This window comes from Pantoea sp. YU22, assembly GCF_003970755.1.
Classification (GTDB): Bacteria; Pseudomonadota; Gammaproteobacteria; order Enterobacterales; family Enterobacteriaceae; genus Pantoea; species Pantoea piersonii.
Map to the genome: position 1 here is coordinate 32,420 of NZ_RYDU01000001.1, position 25,479 is coordinate 57,898.

Consider the following 25,479-nt stretch of genomic DNA (forward strand, 5'->3'; position numbering starts at 1 on the left):
GCAACAAATGAAACCTCAAAAAAGCATAGTAATGCTTAAGGGATCACAATGCAGAACAGCGCGATGAAGCCCTGGCTGGACTCCTCCTGGCTGGCCGGCGCGAACCAGTCTTACATAGAGCAACTCTATGAGGATTTCCTGACCGATCCGGACTCTGTCGATGCAGTGTGGCGCACGATGTTCCAACAGCTGCCGGGCACCGGCGTGAAACCTGAACAGTTTCACTCCACCACGCGCGAATACTTTCGTCGCCTGGCGAAAGATGCATCTCGTTACACCTCCACCGTTTCCGATCCGGCCGCCAATTCAAAGCAGGTTAAAGTCCTGCAGCTGATTAACGCCTTCCGTTTTCGCGGCCATCAGCATGCGAATCTCGACCCGCTTGGTTTGTGGAAGCAGGATCGCGTCGCTGACCTCGATCCCGCCTTTCACGATCTGACCGACGCCGATTTTCAGGAAAGCTTTAACGTAGGCTCTTTCGCCATCGGCAAAGAGACCATGAAGCTGGCCGATCTCTATGAAGCGCTACAGCAGACCTATTGCGGCTCCATCGGTGCAGAGTACATGCACATCAACAACACCGAAGAGAAGCGCTGGATCCAGCAGCGCCTGGAATCGGTGGCGGGCCGCGCTGCCTTTAGCAGCGAAGAGAAAAAAGGTTTCCTGAAAGAGCTGACCGCGGCAGAAGGGCTGGAAAAATACCTTGGCGCGAAATTCCCGGGCGCGAAACGCTTCTCGCTGGAAGGCGGCGATGCGCTGATCCCGATGCTGCGCGAAATGATCCGCCATGCGGGCAAGAGCGGCACGCGCGAAGTCGTGCTGGGCATGGCGCACCGCGGTCGTCTTAACGTGCTGATCAACGTGCTGGGCAAAAAGCCGCAGGATCTCTTCGACGAGTTCTCCGGCAAGCATAAAGATCACCTCGGCACCGGCGATGTAAAATACCATATGGGCTTCTCGTCAGACGTGGAGACCGAAGGCGGTCTGGTGCATCTGGCGCTGGCGTTCAACCCGTCGCATCTGGAAATCGTCAGCCCGGTAGTTATGGGTTCGGTGCGCGCGCGTCTGGATCGTCTCGATTCGCCGGGCAGCAATCAGGTATTGCCGATCACTATCCACGGCGACGCCGCGGTTATCGGCCAGGGCGTGGTGCAGGAAACCCTGAACATGTCTCAGGCGCGCGGCTATGAAGTCGGCGGCACCGTTCGTATCGTTATCAACAACCAGGTGGGCTTCACCACCTCCAACCCGCGTGACGCGCGCTCGACGCCATACTGTACCGATATCGGTAAGATGGTGCTGGCGCCGATTTTCCACGTCAACGCGGACGATCCGGAAGCGGTGGCGTTTGTGACTCGCCTGGCGCTCGATTATCGCAATACCTTTAAGCGCGACGTCTTTATCGACCTGGTTTGCTACCGCCGTCACGGCCATAACGAAGCCGACGAGCCGAGCGCAACCCAGCCGCTGATGTATCAGAAAATCAAAAAGCATCCGACGCCGCGTAAGCTCTACGCCGATCGTCTGGAGGCGGAAGGCTCCGCCAGCCCGGAAGACGCGACCGAGATGGTGAATCTCTATCGCGACGCGCTGGATGCGGGCGAGTGCGTGGTAGCCGAATGGCGTCCAATGAGCCTGCACTCCTTTACCTGGTCGCCTTATCTCAACCATGAGTGGGATGAAAGCTACCCGTCAACCGTCGAACCGAAACGTCTGCAGGAACTGGCACGCCGTATCAGCCAGATCCCGGAAGCGGTCGAGGTGCAGGCACGCGTCGCGAAAATCTACAATGATCGTAAAGAGATGGCCGAAGGCAACAAGCCTTTCGACTGGGGCGGCGCGGAGAACCTGGCCTACGCCACGCTGGTGGATGAGGGCATTCCGGTGCGCCTCTCTGGCGAAGATTCCGGCCGCGGCACCTTCTTCCATCGCCATGCGGTGATCCATAACCAGTCCAACGGCTCCACCTATACGCCGCTGCACCATATCCATAATGGACAGGGGCAGTTCAAGGTGTGGGACTCCGTACTGTCGGAAGAGGCGGTGCTGGCGTTCGAATATGGCTACGCCACCGCTGAACCGCGTACCCTGACGATCTGGGAAGCGCAGTTCGGCGACTTCGCCAACGGCGCGCAGGTGGTGATTGACCAGTTCATCAGCTCCGGCGAGCAGAAGTGGGGCCGCATGTGCGGTCTGGTCATGCTGCTGCCACACGGCTACGAAGGTCAGGGCCCGGAACACTCTTCAGCGCGTCTGGAGCGTTATCTGCAGCTCTGCGCAGAGCAGAACATGCAGGTGTGTGTGCCGTCTACCCCGGCGCAGGTCTACCATATGCTGCGTCGTCAGGCGCTGCGCGGTATGCGCCGTCCGCTGATCGTCATGTCGCCGAAATCGCTGCTGCGTCATCCGCTGGCGGTCTCTTCGCTGGACGAACTGGCTAACGGCAGCTTCCAGCCCGCGATTGGCGAAATCGATGCGCTCGATCCGCAGCAGGTGAAACGCGTGGTGCTCTGTTCCGGTAAGGTCTACTACGATCTGCTTGAGCAGCGCCGTAAAAACGAGCAGACCGATGTCGCCATCGTGCGTATCGAGCAGCTCTATCCGTTCCCGCATAAAGCGGTGCAGGATGCGTTAAAAGATTATGCCCATGTGCAAGATTTCGTCTGGTGTCAGGAAGAGCCGCTGAATCAGGGCGCATGGTATTGTAGCCAGCATCACTTCCGCGAAGTGGTTCCGTTCGGCGCTTCGCTGCGCTATGCGGGCCGTCCGGCTTCCGCTTCGCCGGCTGTGGGCTATATGTCCGTACATCAACAACAGCAGCAAGACCTGGTTAATGACGCGCTGAACCTTGGTTAATTTAAAAGGAAAGATAATGAGTAGCGTAGATATTCTCGTTCCCGACCTGCCTGAATCCGTTGCCGATGCCACCGTGGCAACCTGGCACAAAAAACCAGGCGATGCGGTAAGCCGCGACGAAGTGCTGGTAGAGATCGAAACTGACAAAGTGGTACTGGAAGTGCCGGCCCAGGCTGACGGCGTACTGGAAGCCGTACTGGAAGATGAAGGCGCGACCGTCACTTCGCGCCAGATCCTGGGTCGCCTGAAAGAAGGCAACAGCGCAGGCAAAGAGACCAGCGCTAAAGCGGACACCAACGAGTCAACTCCGGCGCAGCGTCAGACGGCGTCGCTGGAAGAAGAGAGCAACGATACGCTGAGCCCGGCGATCCGTCGTCTGATTGCCGAGCACAATCTGGACGCATCGCAGATTAAAGGCACCGGCGTAGGCGGTCGTATCACTCGCGAAGATGTGGAAAAACATCTGGCGAAGAAACCGGAAGCGGCCAAAGCTGCTCCTGCCGCCGCTGAAGCTGCGCCGCAGACCGCTGTCGCTAACCGCAGCGAAAAACGCGTGCCGATGACGCGCCTGCGTAAGCGCGTGGCCGAGCGTCTGCTGGAAGCGAAGAACAGCACCGCCATGCTGACCACCTTCAACGAAGTGAACATGAAGCCGATCATGGATCTGCGCAAGCAGTACGGCGAGTCCTTCGAGAAGCGTCACGGCGTGCGTCTGGGCTTTATGTCCTTCTATCTGAAGGCGGTGGTGGAAGCGCTGAAGCGTTTCCCGGAAGTTAACGCCTCTATCGACGGCGAAGACGTGGTTTACCACAACTACTTCGACGTCAGCATCGCAGTCTCCACGCCGCGCGGCCTGGTGACACCGGTGCTGAAAGATGTCGACGCGCTGAGCATGGCGGACATCGAGAAGAAAATTAAAGAGCTGGCAGTGAAAGGCCGCGACGGCAAGCTGACGGTTGAAGAGCTGACCGGCGGTAACTTTACCATCACCAACGGCGGCGTCTTCGGCTCGCTGATGTCGACGCCGATCATCAACCCGCCGCAGAGCGCGATCCTGGGCATGCATGCCATCAAGGATCGTCCGATGGCGGTGAATGGTCAGGTCGTGGTGCTGCCGATGATGTATCTGGCGCTCTCATACGATCACCGTCTGATCGACGGCCGTGAATCAGTCGGCTATCTGGTGGCGGTGAAAGAGCTGCTGGAAGATCCGGCGCGTCTGCTGCTGGACGTCTGATTTTCGCCGGGCGCGCCGATTGAACGCGCGCCCAACCTTATTACTCTTTTCAGACCTGAATGGATAGAACATCATGAACTTACACGAATACCAGGCGAAACAGCTGTTTGCACGGTATGGTATGCCGGCACCAACGGGCTACGCCTGTACTACGCCACGCGAAGCGGAAGAAGCGGCCTCTAAAATTGGTTCAGGCCCGTGGGTAGTTAAATGTCAGGTTCATGCCGGCGGACGCGGTAAAGCGGGCGGCGTGAAAGTGGTCAACAGCAAGGAAGATATCCGTACTTTCGCTGAAAACTGGCTGGGCAAACGCCTGGTGACCTATCAAACTGACGCAGAAGGCCAGCCGGTAAACCAGATCCTGGTTGAAGCGGCGACCGATATCGATCAGGAACTCTATCTGGGCGCGGTAGTCGATCGCGCTACCCGTCGCGTGGTCTTTATGGCCTCGACCGAAGGCGGCGTTGAGATTGAGAAAGTAGCGGAAGAGACGCCGCACCTGATCCACAAAATGGCGCTCGATCCGCTGACCGGTCCGCAGCCTTATCAGGGCCGCGAGCTGGCGTTCAAACTGGGCCTGACCGGCAAACAGGTCAGCCAGTTCACTAAAATCTTTATGGGCCTGGCGACCATGTTCCTGGAGCGCGATCTGGCGCTGGTTGAGATCAACCCGCTGGTGATCACTAAGCAGGGCGATCTGGTCTGCCTCGACGGCAAGCTGGGCGTGGACGGCAATGCGCTGTTCCGTCAGCCGGAGCTGCGCGAAATGCGCGATCCGAGCCAGGAAGATCCGCGCGAAGCGCACGCAACGCAGTGGGAACTGAACTACGTCGCGCTGGAAGGCAACATCGGCTGTATGGTTAACGGCGCAGGTCTGGCGATGGGCACCATGGACATCGTGAAGCACCACGGCGGCCAGCCAGCTAACTTCCTTGACGTGGGCGGCGGCGCGACCAAAGAGCGCGTAACTGAAGCCTTCAAAATCATCCTCTCCGACGACGCGGTAAAAGCGGTCTTCGTTAACATCTTCGGCGGCATCGTGCGCTGCGACCTGATCGCTGACGGCATCATCGGCGCCGTCGCTGAAGTGGGCGTCAACGTACCGGTCGTGGTACGTCTGGAAGGAAACAACGCCGAGCTGGGCGCGCAGAAACTGGCGGACAGCGGACTGAACATCATTGCAGCAACCAGCCTGACTGACGCGGCACAGCGCGTTGTTGCGGCTGCGGAGGGGAAATAATGTCTATTCTGATCGACAAAAACACTAAAGTGATTTGCCAGGGTTTCACTGGCGGTCAGGGGACTTTCCACTCTGAGCAGGCGCTGGCTTACGGCACGCAGCTGGTCGGCGGCGTTACGCCGGGCAAAGGCGGCACCACGCATCTGGGCCTGCCGGTGTTCAACACCGTGCGTGAAGCGGTAGAAGCGACCGGTGCGACTGCGACGGTAATCTATGTTCCCGCACCGTTCTGTAAAGACGGCATCCTGGAAGCGATCGACGCAGGCATCAAGCTGATCATTACCATTACCGAAGGCATCCCGACGCTGGATATGCTGACGGTGAAAATGAAGCTGGACGAAGCGGGCGTGCGCATGATCGGACCAAACTGTCCGGGCGTGATCACCCCAGGCGAATGCAAAATCGGCATCATGCCGGGCCACATTCACCAGCCAGGCCGCGTCGGCATCGTGTCGCGTTCCGGTACCCTGACCTATGAAGCGGTGAAGCAGACCACAGACATCGGCTACGGCCAGTCTACCTGTGTCGGCATCGGCGGCGACCCGATCCCGGGTTCTAACTTCATCGACATCCTGAAAATGTTCCAGGATGATCCGCAGACTGAAGCGATCGTCATGATCGGCGAGATCGGCGGCAGCGCGGAAGAAGAGGCGGCGGCGTTTATTAAAGAGCACGTCACCAAACCGGTTGTCGGCTACATCGCAGGCGTGACCGCGCCGAAAGGCAAACGTATGGGCCACGCAGGCGCTATTATCGCCGGCGGCAAGGGCACAGCGGACGAGAAGTTCGCTGCGCTGGAAGCGGCAGGCGTGAAAACCGTTCGCAGCCTGGCGGATATTGGCGACGCGGTAAAAGCGGTGCTGCCAGCGAAATAAGCGCGTTACGCATCAGCACTCAGGCCACCCTTCGGGGTGGCTTTTTTTTGCCCAAAAGAAAGCCGGCGCGGCGGAAACTCCCATTACAGAGCGGGTAAAAAGAGGCTGGCGTGGCGGAAAAAAAAGGAGTTTCTTTTTGGAAGTAGAGTTAAAAAGTAAAATTAAAGGTAATGCTTTTCTAAATTACGCCATTTCTCTGTGACAACTAATTAACAATAATCTTCAGACTACATATCTGGAAATTAAAAGCGTTAATCCAGATCAAAACTTCTCGATATTTAACAAACTTTACCGCTGGCAAAGCGTAAGCCAACCGGTTTTAATTGCGCTGCATCAATTCAGTCATTTCCAGAAACATCCAGGAGATTGCGCCAGAGATCAATAATCGGATGGCGGCAGTTGTTCTCTCGCCTGCCCGGAACGGACTGAGGATGCTTTTAGGGGAAGTTTCACTACCGTTACTCGCTCACGTCGGGCCGCGGATCACTGTGAGCCGTCGGTAACAAAAAACTGGAATCAATAATCAGTCGTTCCTGAATCTTATTCTCTGCGTCAATACCTGCTGTTCGCCGTTGTTATTCGCAGAATAAGGTCATGCGAGGAGCAAGGAGTCATTATGTTAGATATCGTCGAGCTGTCGCGTTTACAGTTTGCCTTAACGGCGATGTACCATTTCCTGTTTGTCCCGTTAACGCTCGGTATGGCGTTTTTGCTGGCTATTATGGAAACGGTTTACGTCCTCAGCGGCAAACAAATCTATAAAGATATGACCAAATTCTGGGGCAAGTTATTCGGAATTAACTTTGCGCTGGGCGTGGCCACCGGCCTGACCATGGAGTTTCAGTTCGGAACCAACTGGTCTTATTACTCTCACTACGTCGGCGACATTTTCGGTGCGCCGCTCGCCATTGAAGGGTTAATGGCGTTCTTCCTGGAATCCACCTTTGTCGGCCTGTTTTTCTTCGGCTGGGATCGCCTGAGCAAAACGCAGCATCTGGCAGTCACCTGGCTGGTGGCGTTGGGATCCAACCTCTCGGCGCTCTGGATCCTGGTGGCGAATGGCTGGATGCAGAATCCCATCGCCTCTGAATTCAACTATGAAACCATGCGCATGGAGATGCTGAGCTTCTCCGAACTGGTGCTTAACCCGGTGGCGCAGGTGAAATTCGTGCATACCGTCGCGGCGGGCTACACCACCGGCGCCATTTTTATCCTCGGCATCAGCGCCTGGTATCTGCTTAAAGGACGCGATGTCGCCTTCGCGAAACGTTCTTTCGCCATCGCCGCCAGCTTCGGCATGGCTGCAGTGCTCTCGGTGATTGTGCTGGGCGACGAGTCGGGCTACGAAATGGGCGACGTGCAGAAAACCAAACTCGCCGCTATTGAGGCTGAATGGGAAACCCAGCCTGCGCCAGCGGCCTTTACGCTGTTCGGCCTGCCAAATCAGGAGAAACATGAAAACGCCGATGCGGTGCAGATCCCCTGGCTGCTTGGCCTGATTGCGACGCGATCTATCGATACGCCGGTAACCGGCCTGAAAGATCTGATGGCGCAGCATGAGGTGCGTATCCGCAACGGCATGAAAGCCTATGCGCTGCTGAACCAGCTGCGCAGCGGCAGCGAAGATCCGGCGGTGCGCGAGGCGTTTAACCAGAGCAAGCAGGATCTGGGCTACGGCATGCTGCTGAAACGCTATACGCCGAACGTGGCGGATGCGACTGAAGCGCAGATCCAGCAGGCGGTAAAAGATTCTATTCCGCGCGTGGCGCCGCTCTATTTCGCCTTCCGCATTATGGTGCTGGCGGGCGTGCTGCTGCTGGGCATCATCACCTTCTCGTTCTGGAGCGTGATCCGCAACCGTATTGGCAAGCATCGCTGGCTGTTGAAAGCGGCGCTCTACGGCATTCCGCTGCCGTGGATCGCGGTGGAAGCGGGCTGGTTTGTCGCCGAATATGGCCGCCAGCCCTGGGCGATCGGCGAAGTGCTGCCGACCTCGGTAGCGAATTCTTCCCTGACCGTGGGCGATTTGCTCTTTTCCATGCTGCTGATTTGCGGTCTCTACACGCTGTTCCTCGTGGCGGAAATGTATCTGATGTTTAAATTCGCGCGCCTGGGTCCGAGCAGCCTGAAAACCGGACGATATCACCATGAGCAGGTCCCGACGGCGGCTGAGCCGGTACGCGGTTAAGGAGAGCAACCATGTTTGATTATGAAGTTCTGCGCTTTATCTGGTGGCTGCTGGTCGGCATCTTGCTGGTGGGCTTCGCCGTGGCAGACGGTTTTGATATGGGCGTCGGCATGCTGACGCGCCTGATGGGACGCGACGATACCGAACGCCGCATTATGGTCAACAGCATCGCGCCGCACTGGGACGGCAACCAGGTCTGGCTGATCACCGCAGGTGGGGCGCTGTTCGCCGCCTGGCCGATGGTCTATGCCGCCGCCTTCTCTGGCTTCTACGTGGCGATGATTCTGGTGCTGGCGTCACTCTTTTTTCGTCCGGTAGGTTTCGATTATCGTTCTAAAATTGAAGATATGCGCTGGCGCGGCATGTGGGACTGGGGCATCTTTCTTGGCAGCTTCGTTCCGCCGCTGGTGATTGGCGTGGCGTTCGGCAATTTGCTGCAGGGCGTGCCGTTCCATGCGGATGAATATTTACGCCTCGACTACACCGGTAACTTTTTCCAGCTGCTCAATCCGTTCGGGCTGCTGGCGGGCGTTATCAGCGTGGCGATGATTCTGACGCAGGGCGCAACCTATTTGCAGATGCGCACCACTGGCGAACTGCACCTGCGTTCGCGCGCCGTGTCGCAGGTCGCCGCGCTGGTGATGATGGTTTGTTTCGTGCTGGCGGGCGTCTGGGTGAAATATGGCATCGATGGTTATGTCATCACCAGCGCTATCGATCACCACGCGGCGTCGAACCCGCTGGGAAAAACCGTTGTACGCGAGGCGGGCGCCTGGCTGGCGAACTTTAATCATATGCCGGCGCTGTGGCTCTTTCCGCTGCTCGGCGTGGTGCTGCCGTTGCTGACGGTGATGTTCTCGCGCAGCGAGAAGGGCGGCTGGGCGTTTGTCAGCTCATCGCTGACGCTGGCGTGTGTCATCATGACCGCAGGTATTGCGCTGTTTCCCTTTGTCATGCCGTCAAGCATCGAACCCGGCATGAGCCTGACGATGTGGGATTCCACCTCCAGCCAGCGCACGCTGACGGTTATGACCTTTGCCGCCATCATCTTCGTGCCCATTATTCTGGCCTACACCAGTTGGTGCTATTACAAGATGTACGGGCGTATCACGAAAGAACATATTGAGCGCAATACGCACTCTCTCTACTGATTAAGGAGACGACGCATGTGGTATTTTGCCTGGATTCTCGGCACCCTGCTGGCCTGCGCTTTTGGCGTGATCACCGCGCTGGCGCTTGAGCATGTTGAAGAGAGCGCCGCACAGGACGAGCGTGCCTGATGCGCAAGCTGATTCGGACGGCATATCGTCTGATGAACAAAGGGCCCCTGCGGGCCCTTTCGCTCATTCTGGCGCTGATTGTGGCGGGCTGTTTGTTCTGGGATCCCTCGCGCTACGCCGCGCGCACCAGCACCCTGTCGGTATGGCAAGGCATTCTGGTGATCTGGGCGGTATGCGCTGGCGTGATCCACGGCGTAGGCTTTCACCCGCGCCGTACGCGCTGGCAGGCGCTCTTCTCGCCGCTGGTGGCCCTGATCGTCCTGTTGCTGGCTCTCTACTGGTTCTGGCGATAACCTGTAACAGCTGCCGCTGGCTGTGGAGTATTGTCAGCGGCAGGTCAAGAAATCTACTGAAAATCCTTCCGTTTGTTTCCGTCCGATAATTATTTTCTCCTGGCTCTGGCATCCCATTCCCAACCCCAAATCTCTTGCGTATAGTAGCAACGTTTAAAAACGAGACCGGGATGTAGAGTGAGTACAACGCTGTTTCGCTGGCCGGTTCGGGTCTATTACGAAGATACCGATGCCGGTGGCGTGGTTTACCATGCCAGCTATATCGCTTTTTATGAACGAGCACGTACCGAGATGTTGCGTCAGCACCATTTCAATCAGCAAACTCTGCTGGAAGAGCAGGTTGCTTTTGTGGTGCGGCGCATGACGGTGGACTATGTTTCGGCGGCACGTCTTGATGACCTTCTGGAAATCCAGAGCGAAGTCACCGCGATGACGCGCGCGACCATGACATTTTCCCAGCGTATCGTGAATGCAGAAGGCAAAGTCCTGAATGAAGCAGAAGTCCTGATTGCCTGCATTAACCCACATCTTATGAAGCCGATTGCGCTTCCCAAGTCTATTGTCGCGGAGTTCAAGCAGTGACTGACATGAACATTCTTGATTTGTTCCTGAAGGCGAGCCTTCTGGTCAAACTTATCATGTTGATTTTGATCGGCTTTTCCATTGCCTCCTGGGCCATCATTATTCAGCGCACCCGTATTTTGAATGCGGCGGGACGCGAGGCGGAAGCGTTCGAAGACAAATTCTGGTCTGGCATTGAGCTTTCTCGTCTCTACCAGGAGAGCCAGGGACGTCGCGAAGAGCTGAGCGGTTCAGAGCAGATTTTCTATGCCGGCTTCAAAGAGTTCGCCCGTCTGCATCGCGCTAACAGCCACGCGCCTGAAGCCGTGGTCGAAGGCGCCAGCCGCGCCATGCGCATCTCAATGAACCGCGAACTGGAAACCCTGGAGAACCATATTCCGTTCCTTGGCACCGTCGGCTCTATCAGCCCCTATATCGGTCTGTTCGGCACCGTCTGGGGCATTATGCATGCTTTTATCGCGCTGGGCGCGGTAAAACAGGCGACGCTGCAGATGGTTGCGCCGGGCATCGCCGAAGCGCTGATCGCCACCGCGATCGGTCTGTTTGCCGCGATCCCGGCAGTCATGGCCTATAACCGACTGAACCAGCGCGTCAATAAGCTGGAGCAGGGCTACGACAACTTTATGGAAGAGTTCACGGCCATCCTGCACCGTCAGGCTTTCTCCAGCGATAACGCGAAGTAAGCGGAGGTAACTCATGGCCAGAGTACGTGGTCGCGGTCGCCGCGACCTGAAATCGGAAATCAATATCGTTCCGCTGCTCGACGTCCTGCTGGTGCTGCTGCTGATCTTTATGGCGACAGCGCCGATTATTACCCAGAGCGTAGAAGTGGATCTGCCGGACGCCACCGATTCGAAAACGGTCTCCAGCGACGATAATCCGCCGGTGATTGTAGAAGTCTCGGGCGTTGGCCAGTACAGCCTGGTGGTGGATCACGATCGTATGGAGCAGCTGCCGCCGGAACAGGTGGTAAGCGAAGCGCAGCGTCGCATTGAGGCGAATCCAAAAACCGTCTTTTTAATTGGCGGCGCAAAGGATGTGCCTTACGACGAAATTATTAAAGCGCTTAACCTGCTGCATCAGGCAGGCGTTAAATCTGTCGGTTTGATGACGCAGCCGATTTAAAGTCGAACCGTTTTTGGGAACCGAGTGTGTCGAAGGCAACCGAGCAAAACGAGAAGTTAAAGCGCGCGATAATTATATCGATAGCTCTCCACGTCGTGCTGATCGCGCTGCTGGTCTGGAGCTCGTTCAACGAGAATATTGAGGCGAGCGGCGGTGGCGGCGGCAGCGATATCGACGCGGTAATGGTCGATCCCGGCGCTGTAGTGGAACAGTACAATCGTCAGCAGAACCAGAAAAGCGACAGCCAGCGCGCCGAGCAGCAGCGTCAGAAGCAGGCGCAGCAGCAGGCTGAAGAGCTGCAACAGAAGCAGGCCGCTGAACAGCAACGTCTGAAGGCGCTGGAAAAAGAGCGCCTGCAGGCGCAGGAAGCGGCCAAAGAGCAGGCTGAGCAGCAGAAACAGGCGGAAGCGGCTGCTAAAGCGGCGCAGGAGCAGCAGAAAGCGGCCGAAGCCGCCGCCGCGCAAGCCAAAGCCGATGCGAAAGCTGAAGCGCAGGCGCAGGCGAAAGCCGCCGCTGAAGCGAAGCAGAAAGCGGAAGAGCAGGCAAAACAGGCTGCTGCCGACGCGAAGAAAAAGGCGGAAGAGCAGGCGAAAGCCGCCGCCGCCGCTGCTGCGAAAGAGAAAGCGGTTGCTGACGCCAAAGCAGCTGCTGACGCGAAGGCAAAATCCGAGGCGCAGGCGAAAGCGAAAGCAGCGGCGGATGCCAAAGCGAAAGCCGCGCAGGAAGCGAAAGAAAAAGCCGAGGCGGCAAAAGAGAAGGCCGCTGAGGAAGCGAAAGAGAAAGCCGAAGCGGCCAAAGAGAAGGCCGCGCAGGAAGCCAAAGAAAAAGCGGAGGCCGCGAAAGAGAAGGCGGAGGCCGCGAAAGAGAAAGCAGCTGCCGAGGCGAAGGCCAAAGCGGAAGCGGCGGCTAAAGCGAAAGCCGATGCGAAGAAAAAAGCAGCGGCGGAAGCGGCGAAAAACAGCAGCGACGTTGACGATCTGCTTGGCGGCCTCACCTCCGGCAAAAATGCGCCGAAGAGCGGCAACGCCAGCGGCGGCGCGCCGGCAGGGCAGGGCAACCAGAAAAAATCGGGCGCGTCCGGTGCGGATATCAGCAACTATGCGGGCCAGATCCAGGCAGCGATCCAGAGTAAGTTTTACGATTGGGAAAACTACAAGGGTCGTACCTGTACGTTGCGCATCAAGCTGGCGCCGGATGGTTTGCTGATTGACGCCAAAGCGGAAGGGGGCGATCCCGCGCTCTGTCAGGCGGCGTTAGCGGCCGCGCGTCAGGCGCGTATTCCTAAGCCGCCGACGCAGGACGTTTATCAGGTCTTTAAGAACGCGCCGCTGGATTTCAAGCCGCAATAATGCAGTATCTTACGTCAGCTTGATCTATGGTTAAGCCGTAAACAAACAGAAGTCATGTTTTTCAGGAACTGTGCCAGTTATCGTGGACTGAGGTTCAGATAAGGGAGATAAGATGAAGCAAGCTCTTCGTGTCACGTTAGGCTTTTTTATACTGTTGTGGGCGGCCATGCTGCATGCAGAAGTCCGCATCGAAATTACACAGGGCGTCAACACGGCCCGTCCAATTGGCGTTGTGCCTTTTAAATGGGCCGGTTCCGGCGCGGCGCCGGAAGATGTCGGCGGCATCGTCGGCGCTGACCTGCGCAACAGCGGCAAGTTCAATCCGCTGGACGTTTCTCGTCTGCCGCAGCAGCCGACCAGCGCCCAGGAAGTTCAGCCTGCGGCATGGACCGCGCTGGGCATCGACGCGGTAGTCGTCGGTCAGGTTCAGTCGAACCCGGACGGCAGCTATCAGGTTTCTTACCAGCTGGTCGATACCGCCGGTTCGCCGGGCAATGTTATCGCCCAGAACTCCTTCAAGGTCACGAAACAGTGGCTGCGCTATGCGGCGCACACTGCCAGCGACGAAGTGTTTGAAAAGCTGACGGGCATCAAGGGCGCGTTCCGCACCCGTATCGCCTACGTCGTGCAGACCAACGGCGGCCAGTTCCCGTATGAGCTGCGCGTAGCGGATTACGATGGTTACAACCAGTTTGTGGTGCATCGCTCGCCGCAGCCGCTGATGTCGCCTGCATGGTCGCCGGACGGTTCCAAAGTCGCTTACGTCACCTTTGAAAGCGGCAAATCGGCGCTGGTGGTGCAGACGCTCTCTAACGGCGCTATCCGTCAGGTCGCTTCTTATCCGCGTCACAACGGCGCGCCGGCGTTCTCTCCGGACGGCTCTAAACTGGCGTTCGCCCTGTCGAAAACCGGCAGTCTTAACCTTTACGTAATGGATTTGGGCTCAGGCCAGACGCGTCAGATAACCGACGGACGCTATAACAGCACCGAACCGACCTGGTTCCCGGACAGCCAGACGCTGGCCTATACCTCGGATCAGGCTGGTGCGCCGCAAATCTACAAAATTGGCATCAACGGTGGCACGCCGCAGCGTATTACCTGGGAAGGCGCACAAAACCAGGATGCGGACGTCTCAACCGATGGTAAGTCTATGGTGATGATCAGCACCAGCGGTGGTGCGCAGCACGTCGCCAAACAAGATCTGGAAACGGGTGCCGTCCAAACGTTGACGAACACGTTCCTGGATGAAACGCCAAGCCTGGCACCGAACGGCACGATGGTAATCTATAGCTCTACTCAGGGGATGGGTTCCGTGTTGCAGTTGGTCTCAACCGATGGGCGTTTCAAAGCGCGTCTTCCGGCAACCGATGGACAGGTTAAATTCCCTGCCTGGTCGCCGTATCTGTGATACCCGTTTCTGCGGGTTAAGCAAACATCTAACAATAATGGGATTTTGAAATGCAACTGAACAAAGTGCTGAAAGGGTTGATGCTGGCTCTGCCGGTTCTGGCTGTAGCCGCTTGTAGCTCACACAAAAACAACAATAACGACCAGACTGGCATGGGCGCTGATGGCGCTTACGGCAACGGTTCTGGCATGAACGGCAGCGGCAACATGTCTTCTGACGAGCAGGCGCGTCTGCAGATGCAGCAGCTGCAGCAGAACAACATCGTTTACTTCGGTCTGGACAAATATGACGTGCAGTCTGATTACGCTCAGATGCTGGACCAGCACGCAGCCTTCCTGCGCGGCAACCCGTCATACAAAGTGACCATCGAAGGTCACGCGGATGAGCGCGGTACGCCGGAATACAACATCGCACTGGGCGAGCGTCGTGCTAACGCCGTGAAGATGTACCTGCAGGGCAAAGGCGTGTCAGCTGACCAGATGTCTATCGTCTCTTACGGTAAAGAGAAACCGGCTGTTCTGGGTCATGACGAAGCGGCTTACTCTAAAAACCGTCGTGCCGTTCTGGTCTACTAAGAGAATCACATGATTAGTAACTTCAGACTTCATCTGTTGGGTCTGTCGTTACTGGTTGGCGTAGCGGCCCCCTGGGCCGCTAATGCCCAGGCGTCAATCAGTAGCGTCGGCTCTGGCTCGGTCGAAGACCGTGTCACCAATCTTGAACGAATTTCCAATGCCCAGGCTCAGCTTCTGCAGCAACTGCAGCAGCAGATGAGCGACAACCAAAGCGATATCGATTCCCTGCGCGGGCAAATCCAGCAAAACAGCTACCAGCTTAATCAGGTCATCGAGCGGCAAAAGCAGCTCTATCAGCAGATCGACAGCCTGAGCAGCAGCGGCGCGAATAATGCGGCGCAAAGCGGCGCTGCCGCACCGGCTGCAGGCGCTGATGCAGGTGCGGGTGCGGCGGCCAGTGCGGGCGCAGGCGCCGCAGCGGCCTCATCAGGCGCGCCGGTGCAGAGCGGCGACGCTAACAGCGACTATAACGCTGCGGTAGCGCTGATTCTGGAAAAGAAACAGTATGACCAGGCGATCGCCGCGCTGCAGGCGTGGGTGAAGCGCTATCCTGATTCAACTTATCAGCCGAACGCCAATTACTGGCTGGGGCAGTTGAATTACAACAAAGGTAAAAAAGACGACGCGGCTTATTATTACGCCACCGTGGTGAAAAATTACCCGAAGTCGCCGAAAGCCTCTGAAGCGTTGCTAAAGGTTGGCGTCATCATGCAGGAGAAAAACGACACGGCGAAAGCTAAAGCGGTTTACCAGCAGGTGATCAAACTTTACCCCAATACCGATTCAGCAAAGCAGGCGCAAAAACGCCTCGACGGGCTGTAATTTGTGCAGCCAGCACCGGATTTTGCCTGATTTCTGGTCTGGCAGCATGAAAGGTAAGCAGTTGACGCCGCTGGTGGAAAATAAGGGTTGCGCTACATCGGTAAATCAGTAATATATGCCGCCGTTGCCGGGACAGATTACAAATGTGTCTGGCAAGCCTGAAGATGGGTCGTTAGCTCAGTCGGTAGAGCAGTTGACTTTTAATCAATTGGTCGCAGGTTCGAATCCTGCACGACCCACCATCTTCTCAGCGAACAGGTTCTTTTCTCTGTTACTGCGAAACTTCAGCATCGCTTCACAACCTAAAGATGGGTCGTTAGCTCAGTCGGTAGAGCAGTTGACTTTTAATCAATTGGTCGCAGGTTCGAATCCTGCACGACCCACCATCTTCTCAGCGAACAGGTTCTTTTCTCTGTTACTGCGAAACTTCAGCATCGCTTCACAACCTAAAGATGGGTCGTTAGCTCAGTCGGTAGAGCAGTTGACTTTTAATCAATTGGTCGCAGGTTCGAATCCTGCACGACCCACCATCTTTTCGCAGGCTTCAGGTTTGCGGGTTGTAAGCCCCAAGCGGGTCGTTAGCTCAGTCGGTAGAGCAGTTGACTTTTAATCAATTGGTCGCAGGTTCGAATCCTGCACGACCCACCAATTCAGGAAAAAGCGCCCAACGGGCGCTTTTTTCGTTTTTGCGCGTACAAGGTTAACGAGCAGGATGAGAGCCTGCGCAGGTTCGACTGAATCGCCGGAGCGATTCAGGCTGATGCGAAGCATCACCCCGAGGGCGAGGCCCCGGACGGGCCGAGGCAAATCCTGCACGACCCACCAGTTCAGAAAAAAGCGCCTTATGGGCGCTTTTTTCGTTTCTGTGCACCTGAGCTTAACGTGCAGGATGAGAGCCTGCGCAGGACAAATTTTATTTCCGCGCCCTCCTCTCGGTTACGACCTTTTCTTCGCCTTCGCAGCCGTAAGGCTCTCCCAGATATGCATCACCGCATAGCTGCGCCATGGACGCCACTGCCGGGAACGCGCCTCCGCCTCAGACGGCTTCAGGCCGCCAAGATTATTACGGATGGCGATATCCTCTTTGGGGAAAGCGTCCGGCCAGCGCAGGGCGCGCATAGCAATATAGTGCGCCGTCCAGGGGCCAATGCCCGGCAGCGCGACCAGCTGTTTCATTACCGTCTCCGGCGACTGAGTGGCGTTAAAGCGCAGCGTTCCTGCTGCGCACGCCTGCGCAAAAGCGATAATGGCGCGCGAGCGCGCGCTGACGATACCCTGCGGCGCAACATCGTCTACCGTCAGGCTGGCAATGCGCTCTGGCTGGGCTGTGTAGCGCGTCAGATCGGGGAAGGGCGTCTCGCAGGGCTCGCCAAAGGCGGCGGCAAAGCGGCTGCTGACGGTGGTGGCGGCCTTAACCGTCACCTGCTGGCCGATAATAGCGCGCACGCCAAGCTCAAACGCGTCGAATGCGCCCGGCACACGTAAACCGGGATGCGCTATCAGGCTGGGAGCCAGTAACGCATCCTGAGCCAGACAGGCGGCAATTATCTGCGGCTGGGCGTTGAGGTCGAAAAGATCGCGCAGTCGTCGAAGCAGCAGCGGCAACACCGGCGTCAGCGAAGTGGAAAAAGTGACCTGCAGCGCGCTCTTGTCAGGCAAATGGGACACGCTGACCCAGCCGCGACAGCGGCCCAGCGCCACGGTGCGCCGGTAGGTGCCATCCTGCACCGCCTCGACCTCTTTCATGACATGCGTCTGCAAAAAGGCCAGCATCGCCTCCCAGTCATAGGGCGGGCGATACACAAGGCGCAGCGTGGCACTGTCGCCCGGCTGTGTGCGCGTCGCGGCGCTGATGCCTTTTCGCAGCGCACTCGGCGTCATGCGATAGCGCGCCCGAAACACGTCGTTAAAACGGCGCAAGCTGCTGAAACCGCTGGCGTAGGCCACTTCCGTCACCGGCAGCTGCGTCTCCGTCAACAGCTGCTTCGCCAGCAGCATACGGCGCGTCTGCTTCAGCTCCAGCGGCGATACGCCAAGTTCCTGCTGCACGATACGGCGCAGCTGACGCAGGCTAACGCCAAACTCGGCGGCGATCGCCTCCAGCCCCTCGCGCTCCTCCAGCATGCCCTCTTCAATACGCTGAATCAGCCGATCCGCCACGCGGTGAGGCTGGTCGACCGGCGCATTGCCCGGTGCCAGCTCGGGCCGACAGCGCAAGCAGGGACGAAAATGGGCTTTCTCCGCCGCTTCAGCGCTGGCGAAAAACAGGCAGTTTTTCTGCTGCGGCGCTTTAACCGGACAGATGGGGCGGCAGTAAATGCCGGTCGACGTGACGCCGACGAAAAAAACGCCGTCGAAACGGGTATCGCGCGAGGTTAACGCCTGATAAGCAATCTCAGAATCGAACATGATGACTCCTGCAAATAAACAGAGCCTATACCCGGTTTCTGATGCAGACTCGCTGTTTTCGGACAGCAAAGCAGTTTAGCCTGATGACCGAAAACGGCCAGCGCGCCATGGATAAAATGCGACAATAGAGACTGTCTCAAACCGGGAGAACGGCATCATGTATCACTTCAAACTTGTCTCCACGCCGGTGGGCGAACTGAAACTGGTGGCGAGCGAGCGCGGACTCGCAGCCATCCTGTGGAAAAACGACGACCCGCATGGTTCGCGCTTTCTGCCACAAACGCGCGATGAGGCGCATCCAGTCCTTATTGAAGCCGAGCGTCAGCTGCGGGAATATTTTGCCGGCGAACGCCGCTGCTTTACGCTGCCGCTCGACTTCGTCGGCACCGAGTTTCAGAAAAAAGTGTGGAACGCGCTGGTGGCGATCCCCTTTGGGGAAACGCGCAGCTACAGCGAAATCGCCCGCCAGATTGGGCACCCGCAGGCGGTGCGCGCGGTGGGGGCGGCGAACGGCAGAAATCCTCTTTCCATCGTCGCGCCCTGTCATCGCGTTATCGGCGCCAACGGCAAGCTCACCGGCTTTGCCGGCGGGCTGGAGGTCAAAGCCTTCCTGCTGGATCTGGAAATGCCGCAAAAAGCGGGCGTGCTGCCGCTGTTCATCGAGGAGCCGCGCTAAGCTGCCGCTTAAAAAAGAGCACGACACCGCGGGTCGTTTCCGCTATCGTGTTTAGCATATAAAACACGATGGCGGAATGAACGCATATATCCGCTGTTTTAAATGATTTTCGTTCATTTGATAAAACGAGAGCGGTGTAATGAGTGCTTTATTCGATACAGAAAACGCAGCCTGGCCCTTTCCGGCCAAACCCGCGCGGCTCAGTGCCGACGAAAAACAATTTTACCTCAGCAAAATCAAGCGCCTGCTAAAAGAACGCAATGCGGTGATAGTGGCTCACTACTACACCGATCCGGAAATCCAGGCGCTGGCGGAAGAGACCGGCGGCTGCGTAGCGGACTCGCTGGAGATGGCGCGCTTTGGCAGCACGCATCCCGCCTCAACGCTGCTGGTGGCGGGCGTGCGTTTTATGGGCGAAACTGCCAAAATCCTCAGCCCGGAAAAAACCGTGCTGATGCCAACGCTGCAGGCTGAATGTTCCCTCGATCTCGGCTGCCCCATTGAAGAGTTCACCGCTTTTTGCGATGCCCATCCCGACCGTACCGTGGTGGTCTACGCCAACACCTCGGCGGCGGTCAAAGCGCGCGCTGACTGGGTTGTGACCTCCAGCATTGCGGTTGAGCTGATCGACCATCTCGACAGCCTGGGCGAAAAGATCATCTGGGCGCCGGATCGTCATCTCGGCCGCTACGTTACGCAAAAAACCGGCGCGGACGTGCTCTGCTGGCAGGGCGCCTGCATTGTGCATGACGAATTCAAAACCCAGGCGCTGCTGCGCATGAAAGCGCTTTATCCCGACGCGGCGGTGCTGGTGCATCCGGAATCGCCGCAGGCGGTGGTCGATCTGGCTGACGCGGTCGGCTCGACCAGCCAGCTGATTCAGGCGGCGCAGCGGCTGCCGCATCCGCAAATGATCGTGGCGACCGATCGCGGCATCTTCTACAAAATGCAGCAGGCGGTGCCGGAAAAAACGCTGCTGGAAGCGCCCACCGCGGGCGAAGGCGCCACCTGCCGCAGCTGCGCGCACTGCCCCTGGATGGCGATGAACGGCCTTAAAGCTATTGCCGAAGGGCTGGAGCAGGGCGGCGCGCAGCATGAAATAGCGGTTGATGCTGCGCTGCGCGAGGCGGCATTATTGCCGCTCAACCGCATGCTATCCTTTGCTGCGGAACTTAAACTTAAGGTCAAAGGGAACGCCTGAGGAACAGATGATGGATTTTTTCAGCACAAGCAATATCCTGGTTCATATTCCGCTCGGCGCGGGCGGCTACGATCTTTCATGGATTGAAGCCATCGGCACGCTGGCGGGGCTGCTCTGCATCTGGCTTGCCAGTCTGGAGAAAGTCATCAACTATCCGTTCGGCCTGATCAACGTCACGCTGTTCGCCGCGATCTTCTTTCAGATCCAGCTCTACGCCAGCCTGCTGCTGCAGCTTTTCTTCTTCGTCGCGAATGTCTATGGCTGGTACGCATGGAGTCGACAAACCGACGATCGCCAGGCTGCGCTGAAAATCCGCTGGCTGCCGCTGCCGAAAGCGCTGGGCTGGGGGGCGGTCTGCGTCGTCGCCATTGCGCTGATGACGCGCTATATCGATCCGGTCTTCGCTTTCCTGACCCAGATCGCCGTATCGCTGATGAACGCGCTTGGCCTGCAGGTTGCGATGCCGACGCTGCAGCCCGATGCCTTTCCGTTCTGGGACGCCAGCATGATGGTGCTCTCTATCGTGGCGATGATCCTGATGACGCGTAAATATGTCGAAAACTGGCTGCTGTGGGTGGTTATCGACATCATCAGCGTCATGATCTTCGCGCGTCAGGGCGTCTACGCCATGGCGCTGGAGTATGTGATTCTGACGCTGATTGCGGTTAACGGTTCGCGCATGTGGATAGCGAGCGCGCGCCAGCATGGCTCGCGCGCGCTGGCGCGTCAGTGAGGATGCGCATGTTCGCCGTGATGATGGTGATGCGCCGGCTCTGAGCTATCGCTAAAGCCAAGCTCGCAGTCGGGCGTGGCGCACGGCTGATACTCCATCTGCACCGTAGCGTGTTCAATTTTATACTTCTGGTGCAGATAGTGATGGATACGCTGCAGCAGCGCATCGTGATCGTAAGGCGGGATCACATGCACGTGCAGCGTTACCACGGGTTTCTCGCCCACCTGCCAGACGTGCACATGGTGCACGTTGCGCACCTCCGGAATATTCAGCGTTAAATCGCGCGTCAGCTTCTCCGCATTGATCACTTCCGGCGCGCCCTCCAGCAGTTCGTGCAGGCTTTCGCGCAGCAGCGCCCAGGCGCTGCGCAGCACCAGTAGCGACACCAGCAGAGACAGAATCGGGTCGATGGGCGTCCAGCCGGTATAAAGAATAATCAACGCCGCAACAATCGCGCCGACCGAGCCGAGCAGATCGCCCATCACGTGCAGGGCAGCAGCGCGCACATTAAGGTTCTTCTCCTCGCTGCCATGGTGCAGCAGCCAGAAAGAGAGCATATTCGCCAGCAGGCCGCCGATGGCGATGCCGAGCATCAGGCCGCCGGTTACCGGCTGCGGCTGGTAAAAGCGGCGCAGCGCCTCCCAGACGATAAGCGCGGTGATCACCAGCAGGGCTATTGCGTTAACGAACGCCGCCAGCGTGGTAAGACGCAGCAGGCCAAAGGTGTGACGGGCGTTGGGTTTGCGCTGGGCGAAATGCACCGCCAGCAGCGCCATCAGCAGCGCGGCGGCGTCGGTGAGCATATGTCCGGCATCGGCCAGCAGCGCCAGCGAGCCGGAGATCCATCCGCCAACCGCCTCCGCCACCATAAAGAGTGCCGTCACGGCGAAGGCGGCCGCGAGGCGTTTACGATTGCCTGCCGGCGCGCTATGAGAGTGATTATGAGCCATAAGAGTCCAGTTTTTTCAGTAACCTGTTGGTGAGTAATAGTAGCAAATCCCAGTCGTCCGGCGCGTCCTGCTGCTGTTTAGCGCGATCGGCCAGCTGCTGACAGAGTGCGGCACCCTCTTGCATACCGATCAGCAGCCAGCTTCCCTTCAGGCGATGCGCCGCCTCCGCCAGCTGTGTCCAGTCGCTTGTCGCGCGCGCCGCTGTAATGCGCGCCACGTCGCTGTTCAGCGCGTCGCGCAGAGTCTGGCTGAGACGCGCCAGAAATTTCTCGTTCTGCTGCGCCAGCTGCCGCAGATTATCATCCAGCGCCGCCAGCGGGTCCCGATCGAAATGCGCCAGCAGCGCGGCGAGATCGCTGAGCTGCACTGGCTTGATCAGCACGCGTTCGTTCTCCTGCAGCGGCAGGCTGAGCAACTGCGCGTCTGCGGAGCAGAGCACCCGCATCGGCAGCGTCTGACGCTGGCGGTCGCGGCGACGCAGCAGCCGCAGCAGCAGCTGGCCGTCCGGGTGCGGCATCATCTGGTCGATAAACAGCAGATCGTAGGGCCGAGCGGCGTCGGCGCGCAGCAGGGCGCGCCCCTCGGCAAAACAGTCCGCCTCAACCGCGAACCGCGCCAGCTGCTGCTGCAACACCAGCAGATTCGCCGGATGATCGTCGACGATGGCGACGCGCAGCGCGGCGTAGCGGGGCAGGATAGCGTTCTCCTGCGGCGCGGCCTCGCAGCGCTGCAGCGGCAGCGTCACCGTCACGTCGGTGCCTCTGCCGGGCTGCGAGCGCAGCGCGATGTCGCCGCCCATGCGCTGCACAATCTCCCGGCAGATAAACAGCCCCAGCCCGCTGCCCTGCACCGATACCTTTTTGCCGGACGGCGCCTGATACCAGGGATCGAACAGCTTCGCCTGCTCTTCCGGCGGAATGCCGCTGCCGCTGTCGCGCAAAGTAAATACCAGCCGTTCGTCGGCGGCGAGCGTCAGGCGTATCTCGCCCTCGGTCGTGAATTTCAGCGCATTGGTCATCAGGTTATTGATCACCTGCTGTAGCCGATCCGCATCTATCATCACGCGATCCGGCAGCGGCGTCAGCGCCTCGACGCTCAGCGTCGGGCCGTCCACGCGCATCAGCGGATGATAAAAGCGCTGCTGCTGCGCCAGCCATTCCCCCAGCGCCAGCGGACGCGGCGCAAGGGCAAAGCTGTTGCTCTCAATACGCGCGTGATCCTGCAGATCGTTCAGCAGCGTCAGCAGCGAACGGGCGCTGCTGTAGACCAGCGCCAGGTTCGCGGAGCGCGCTTTTTCCAGCTCCAGCAGACCCAGAATCGCCTGCATCGGCGTACGTAACTCATGGCTGACGGTGGCAAGAAACTGGCTTTTCATCGCATTGGCGCGCTCGGCCTGTTGACGTTGAAGACGCTCGCGACGCTGCTGCCAGTAACGGCGCGCCAGCAGCAGCAGTAAAATGACGATAGCCGCGCCCGCCGCGGCGAGCACCAGCCGCGGCAGTGCGCGCATCGCCATCACATTGCCCGGCTGCGGCGGCGTCAGCCAGCCGTCACGCATCTGACGCTGCGTGTCGACGGGAATTTGCTGTAGCGCGCGGTTGATCAGCGGACGCAGCAGCGGCTGGTCGGCGGTCACGCCCAGCGCGATCGGCCAGGCGATATCGCTGGCGGCGAAGGCGAGATGCAGCCGATCGCCGTAGCGTCCGGCGATGCGCCAGCGCGCCGACAATACATTATCGGCCAGCGCATCGATCTGCCCATTCGCCAGCGCGTCGTACAGGCTGGCGCGATCGGTAAATACCTGCGGCGTCACGTCCGGCGGCAACAGTTGCGTCGCCACATCGTCGCGCAACAGGCCGATGCGTTTGCCCGACAGATCGTGCCAGCGGCTAAAGCTGGCGTCGCGCCGACTATAAATGCCCCACAGCGCGCGCCAGACCGGCAGCGTGGCGTTTTGCGTCGCTTCGCCGTTGAGCGGCTGTGTCAGCCGCAGCATCACCTGATGCTGCGCCAGCAGTTCATCAGCCTGTTGCGGGCCAGCGACCCAGCGCGGCGCGAAGCGAACGCCGCTGCTCTGCGCGATAGCGTTCAGCAGATCGACGCTGTAGCCGCGCGCCGCGCCGTTGCTGTCACGGTAGCTCCAGGGCGCGTTGTCGCTTTCCGCCGCGTAGTCGATCACCGGATGCGCGCGCAGCCATGCGCGCTCCGCCGCGCTCAGCATCAGGGTTTGCGTATCCTGATAGCGCGGCAGCGGTGCGCCCCAGCGCGACTGCAGATTGGTCACCAGCTCGGCAGGCAGCTGGCGCAGACTCTGATTCAGCCAGTCGATCAGCCCGGCATCACGGGCGAAAGCGCGCAGCGTCAGCTGGCCGACATCCAGCTGTGAGGCGATCTGATAGATCTCCCCCTGCTGCAGCTGACTGAGCAGAAAACTGGCGCTGATCTCATCCGCCACCACATAGTCGTTCTGCTGATTCAGCAGCGTGGAGAGCGCCTGGAGATCGTTGCTGTAGGTGCGCCAGCGATGTTTTTCCGCAACCGCTGCGGGCAGCTGCGCCAGCGTCACGCCGCTAATAGCGAGCTGCGCGTTCTGACTATTGAACATCACGGCGCGCGCGTTGCGCTGGCTGCGATAGATGCGCAGCGGACTGCTGAACCAGCTTTCGCTGTGCAGCACGCCCGCCGGCAGCGGGTTCGGCAGCGCGCCCAGCGCAAAATCGATCTGGCCGCTCTGCAGCGCTGCCATCAGCTGCGCGCGATCGGCGAACAGCTTTAGTGTGAAGCGGGCGCCGGTGAGCTGATGCAGCGCGGCCAGCGCATCGGCGTCAAGACCGTACAGCTCGTCGCCGACGCGCATCGTCCAGGGCGCGTTACTCTCCTCCAGCAGCCCGACGCGCAGCGTTTTTCCCTGCATCGTATCGGCGCCGTTGACAGGCATCATCATCGGCAGATCCAGGCTGCTGACCGGCCGCACTTCCGCCCAGGTTAGGGTAACGACCAGAGAGAGCAGCAGTAGCAGCCATTTCACTGCTGCGCTTTCCACAGGTCAGCCAGCTCCACCACCGAGCGCGCGCCGGTTTTTTCCAGAATATTCTTTTTATGGGTACTGACGGTTTTGTTGCTGATATGCAGCTGTTCGGCGATTTGCAGATTAGAGAGGCCGGTCGCCAGCAGTGCCAGCACCTGTTGTTCTTTACTGGTGAGCGGCAGGGCAGGCGCGTCAGCGGCGGGCGGAAAAGCGAGCTGGCCGCCCAGCACGGCGAGAATAGCGCTCAGCAGCTGCTCCATACGCTGGCTTTTGACGACATAGCCTGCCGCGCCCAGCGCCTGCGCGCTGCGCAAATAGTGACTGCTCTGTTGAGCCGAATAGATCAGAACCGGGATCAAGGGGAAGTGGATCTTCAGGCGACGCAGGATTTCCAGCCCGTCGCCGTCCGGCAGCCCGATATCCAGCACGATAATATCAGTGGGCTGCGTCAGCAGCTGGCGCGCCTGCTGTTCGCTGGCGGCGGACCGTAAAAGGATGGGGAAGGGCGCTCGTTCAAGCGCGGCTTCCAGCGCCACTTCAACCAGCGGATGGTCATCTATCAACAACAGCGAGGCCATGAAAATTTCCTGACAGGATTCATTGCCCCAGCATAGCGGAAGTTAGCGTAGAGAAAAATAATGGAGAGCCGAAG

At 58.7% G+C, this 25,479-nt stretch carries 22 protein-coding genes, 4 tRNA genes and 1 other RNA gene; 23 read left to right on the top strand and 4 right to left on the bottom strand.

The genetic code is table 11. From position 1 onward, the window contains the following. The first annotated feature begins 48 nt into the window (after positions 1 to 48). The 20 genes from sucA to EKL29_RS00280 all read left to right on the top strand — a co-directional run bounded on the left by sucA (position 49) and on the right by EKL29_RS00280 (position 16,655). Positions 49 to 2,856 (top strand): 2-oxoglutarate dehydrogenase E1 component, encoded by a 2,808-nt coding sequence (gene sucA / locus EKL29_RS00185; protein WP_120451471.1) that lies wholly within the window; start codon positions 49 to 51, stop codon positions 2,854 to 2,856. Positions 2,857 to 2,872: 16 nt separating this feature from the next. Further along, entirely contained in the window at positions 2,873 to 4,093 is a 1,221-nt protein-coding gene (gene odhB / locus EKL29_RS00190) for a 2-oxoglutarate dehydrogenase complex dihydrolipoyllysine-residue succinyltransferase (RefSeq protein ID WP_120451473.1), read from the top strand. A 73-nt stretch (positions 4,094 to 4,166) separates the two neighbouring features. Continuing rightward, positions 4,167 to 5,333: an ADP-forming succinate--CoA ligase subunit beta gene (gene sucC / locus EKL29_RS00195; RefSeq protein WP_120451475.1), complete on the top strand. Its 1,167-nt coding sequence runs from the start codon at positions 4,167 to 4,169 to the stop codon at positions 5,331 to 5,333. Further along, a complete protein-coding gene (sucD, locus tag EKL29_RS00200) occupies positions 5,333 to 6,208 on the top strand; it encodes a succinate--CoA ligase subunit alpha (protein WP_013025067.1) in 876 nt (291 codons plus the stop codon). Before sucC ends, sucD begins: the two co-directional genes overlap by 1 nt. Before the next feature lie 616 nt (positions 6,209 to 6,824). Next, the gene (gene cydA, locus EKL29_RS00205; protein ID WP_120451477.1) at positions 6,825 to 8,396 is read left to right on the top strand and encodes a cytochrome ubiquinol oxidase subunit I; all 1,572 of its coding nucleotides are present in this window, start codon (positions 6,825 to 6,827) and stop codon (positions 8,394 to 8,396) included. Positions 8,397 to 8,407: 11 nt separating this feature from the next. After that, on the top strand, positions 8,408 to 9,547 hold the full coding sequence (cydB, locus tag EKL29_RS00210; RefSeq protein ID WP_126688557.1) for a cytochrome d ubiquinol oxidase subunit II: 1,140 nt from the start codon (positions 8,408 to 8,410) through the stop codon (positions 9,545 to 9,547). Positions 9,548 to 9,562: 15 nt separating this feature from the next. Further along, positions 9,563 to 9,676, top strand: a complete 114-nt coding sequence (cydX, locus tag EKL29_RS00215; RefSeq protein ID WP_120451481.1) for a cytochrome bd-I oxidase subunit CydX — start codon at positions 9,563 to 9,565, stop codon at positions 9,674 to 9,676. Further along, positions 9,676 to 9,969, top strand: coding sequence for a cyd operon protein YbgE (gene ybgE / locus EKL29_RS00220; protein ID WP_126688558.1), 294 nt, complete (start codon positions 9,676 to 9,678; stop codon positions 9,967 to 9,969). The genes cydX and ybgE overlap by 1 nt, the downstream gene beginning before the upstream one ends. Positions 9,970 to 10,146: 177 nt before the next feature. Further along, positions 10,147 to 10,551: a tol-pal system-associated acyl-CoA thioesterase gene (gene ybgC / locus EKL29_RS00225; RefSeq protein ID WP_120451485.1), complete on the top strand. Its 405-nt coding sequence runs from the start codon at positions 10,147 to 10,149 to the stop codon at positions 10,549 to 10,551. Continuing rightward, the gene (gene tolQ / locus EKL29_RS00230) at positions 10,548 to 11,234 is read left to right on the top strand and encodes a Tol-Pal system protein TolQ (RefSeq protein ID WP_120451487.1); all 687 of its coding nucleotides are present in this window, start codon (positions 10,548 to 10,550) and stop codon (positions 11,232 to 11,234) included. The genes ybgC and tolQ overlap by 4 nt, the downstream gene beginning before the upstream one ends. Positions 11,235 to 11,247: 13 nt before the next feature. After that, complete coding sequence (tolR, locus tag EKL29_RS00235; RefSeq protein ID WP_033751683.1) at positions 11,248 to 11,676, top strand: colicin uptake protein TolR; 429 nt, start codon at positions 11,248 to 11,250, stop codon at positions 11,674 to 11,676. A gap of 26 nt (positions 11,677 to 11,702) precedes the next feature. Beyond that, positions 11,703 to 13,025 (top strand): cell envelope integrity protein TolA, encoded by a 1,323-nt coding sequence (tolA, locus tag EKL29_RS00240; RefSeq protein ID WP_120451489.1) that lies wholly within the window; start codon positions 11,703 to 11,705, stop codon positions 13,023 to 13,025. A gap of 112 nt (positions 13,026 to 13,137) precedes the next feature. Next, entirely contained in the window at positions 13,138 to 14,433 is a 1,296-nt protein-coding gene (tolB, locus tag EKL29_RS00245) for a Tol-Pal system beta propeller repeat protein TolB (protein ID WP_120451491.1), read from the top strand. Positions 14,434 to 14,483: 50 nt separating this feature from the next. Then, on the top strand, positions 14,484 to 15,008 hold the full coding sequence (pal, locus tag EKL29_RS00250; protein ID WP_120451493.1) for a peptidoglycan-associated lipoprotein Pal: 525 nt from the start codon (positions 14,484 to 14,486) through the stop codon (positions 15,006 to 15,008). A gap of 9 nt (positions 15,009 to 15,017) precedes the next feature. After that, positions 15,018 to 15,830: a cell division protein CpoB gene (cpoB, locus tag EKL29_RS00255; protein ID WP_120451495.1), complete on the top strand. Its 813-nt coding sequence runs from the start codon at positions 15,018 to 15,020 to the stop codon at positions 15,828 to 15,830. A 166-nt stretch (positions 15,831 to 15,996) separates the two neighbouring features. Beyond that, positions 15,997 to 16,072, top strand: a tRNA-Lys gene (locus EKL29_RS00260). Positions 16,073 to 16,140: 68 nt separating this feature from the next. Further along, positions 16,141 to 16,216, top strand: a tRNA-Lys gene (locus EKL29_RS00265). A gap of 68 nt (positions 16,217 to 16,284) precedes the next feature. Next, positions 16,285 to 16,360 (top strand) — tRNA-Lys (locus EKL29_RS00270). 42 nt (positions 16,361 to 16,402) lie between these two features. Continuing rightward, positions 16,403 to 16,478 (top strand) — tRNA-Lys (locus EKL29_RS00275). A 43-nt stretch (positions 16,479 to 16,521) separates the two neighbouring features. Next, a non-coding RNA gene (locus tag EKL29_RS00280) (RtT sRNA) lies at positions 16,522 to 16,655 on the top strand. 111 nt (positions 16,656 to 16,766) lie between these two features. On the opposite strand, the gene EKL29_RS00285 is transcribed toward EKL29_RS00280, so the two are convergent. Continuing rightward, a complete protein-coding gene (locus tag EKL29_RS00285; RefSeq protein WP_120451497.1) occupies positions 16,767 to 18,239 on the bottom strand; it encodes an AlkA N-terminal domain-containing protein in 1,473 nt (490 codons plus the stop codon). Between the two features lie 157 nt (positions 18,240 to 18,396). Here EKL29_RS00285 and EKL29_RS00290 point away from each other — a divergent pair, with 157 nt between their 5' ends. From EKL29_RS00290 to pnuC, 3 genes are all read left to right on the top strand, one after another. Beyond that, positions 18,397 to 18,915 (top strand): methylated-DNA--[protein]-cysteine S-methyltransferase, encoded by a 519-nt coding sequence (locus tag EKL29_RS00290; protein WP_126688559.1) that lies wholly within the window; start codon positions 18,397 to 18,399, stop codon positions 18,913 to 18,915. A 139-nt stretch (positions 18,916 to 19,054) separates the two neighbouring features. Further along, on the top strand, positions 19,055 to 20,116 hold the full coding sequence (nadA, locus tag EKL29_RS00295) for a quinolinate synthase NadA (protein WP_120451502.1): 1,062 nt from the start codon (positions 19,055 to 19,057) through the stop codon (positions 20,114 to 20,116). A gap of 10 nt (positions 20,117 to 20,126) precedes the next feature. Continuing rightward, the gene (pnuC, locus tag EKL29_RS00300) at positions 20,127 to 20,849 is read left to right on the top strand and encodes a nicotinamide riboside transporter PnuC (protein ID WP_120451504.1); all 723 of its coding nucleotides are present in this window, start codon (positions 20,127 to 20,129) and stop codon (positions 20,847 to 20,849) included. Here the strand turns inward: pnuC and zitB are convergent. From zitB to EKL29_RS00315, 3 genes are read right to left on the bottom strand one after another with little or no spacing between them, the layout of a single operon-like run. Beyond that, positions 20,843 to 21,799, bottom strand: a complete 957-nt coding sequence (gene zitB, locus EKL29_RS00305) for a CDF family zinc transporter ZitB (protein WP_120451506.1) — start codon at positions 21,797 to 21,799, stop codon at positions 20,843 to 20,845. The genes pnuC and zitB overlap by 7 nt on opposite strands. Beyond that, positions 21,789 to 24,842, bottom strand: coding sequence for an ATP-binding protein (locus EKL29_RS00310; protein WP_120451508.1), 3,054 nt, complete (start codon positions 24,840 to 24,842; stop codon positions 21,789 to 21,791). Before EKL29_RS00310 ends, zitB begins: the two co-directional genes overlap by 11 nt. Continuing rightward, positions 24,824 to 25,405 (bottom strand): response regulator transcription factor, encoded by a 582-nt coding sequence (locus EKL29_RS00315; RefSeq protein ID WP_120451510.1) that lies wholly within the window; start codon positions 25,403 to 25,405, stop codon positions 24,824 to 24,826. The genes EKL29_RS00310 and EKL29_RS00315 overlap by 19 nt, the downstream gene beginning before the upstream one ends. Positions 25,406 to 25,479: the final 74 nt, after the last annotated feature.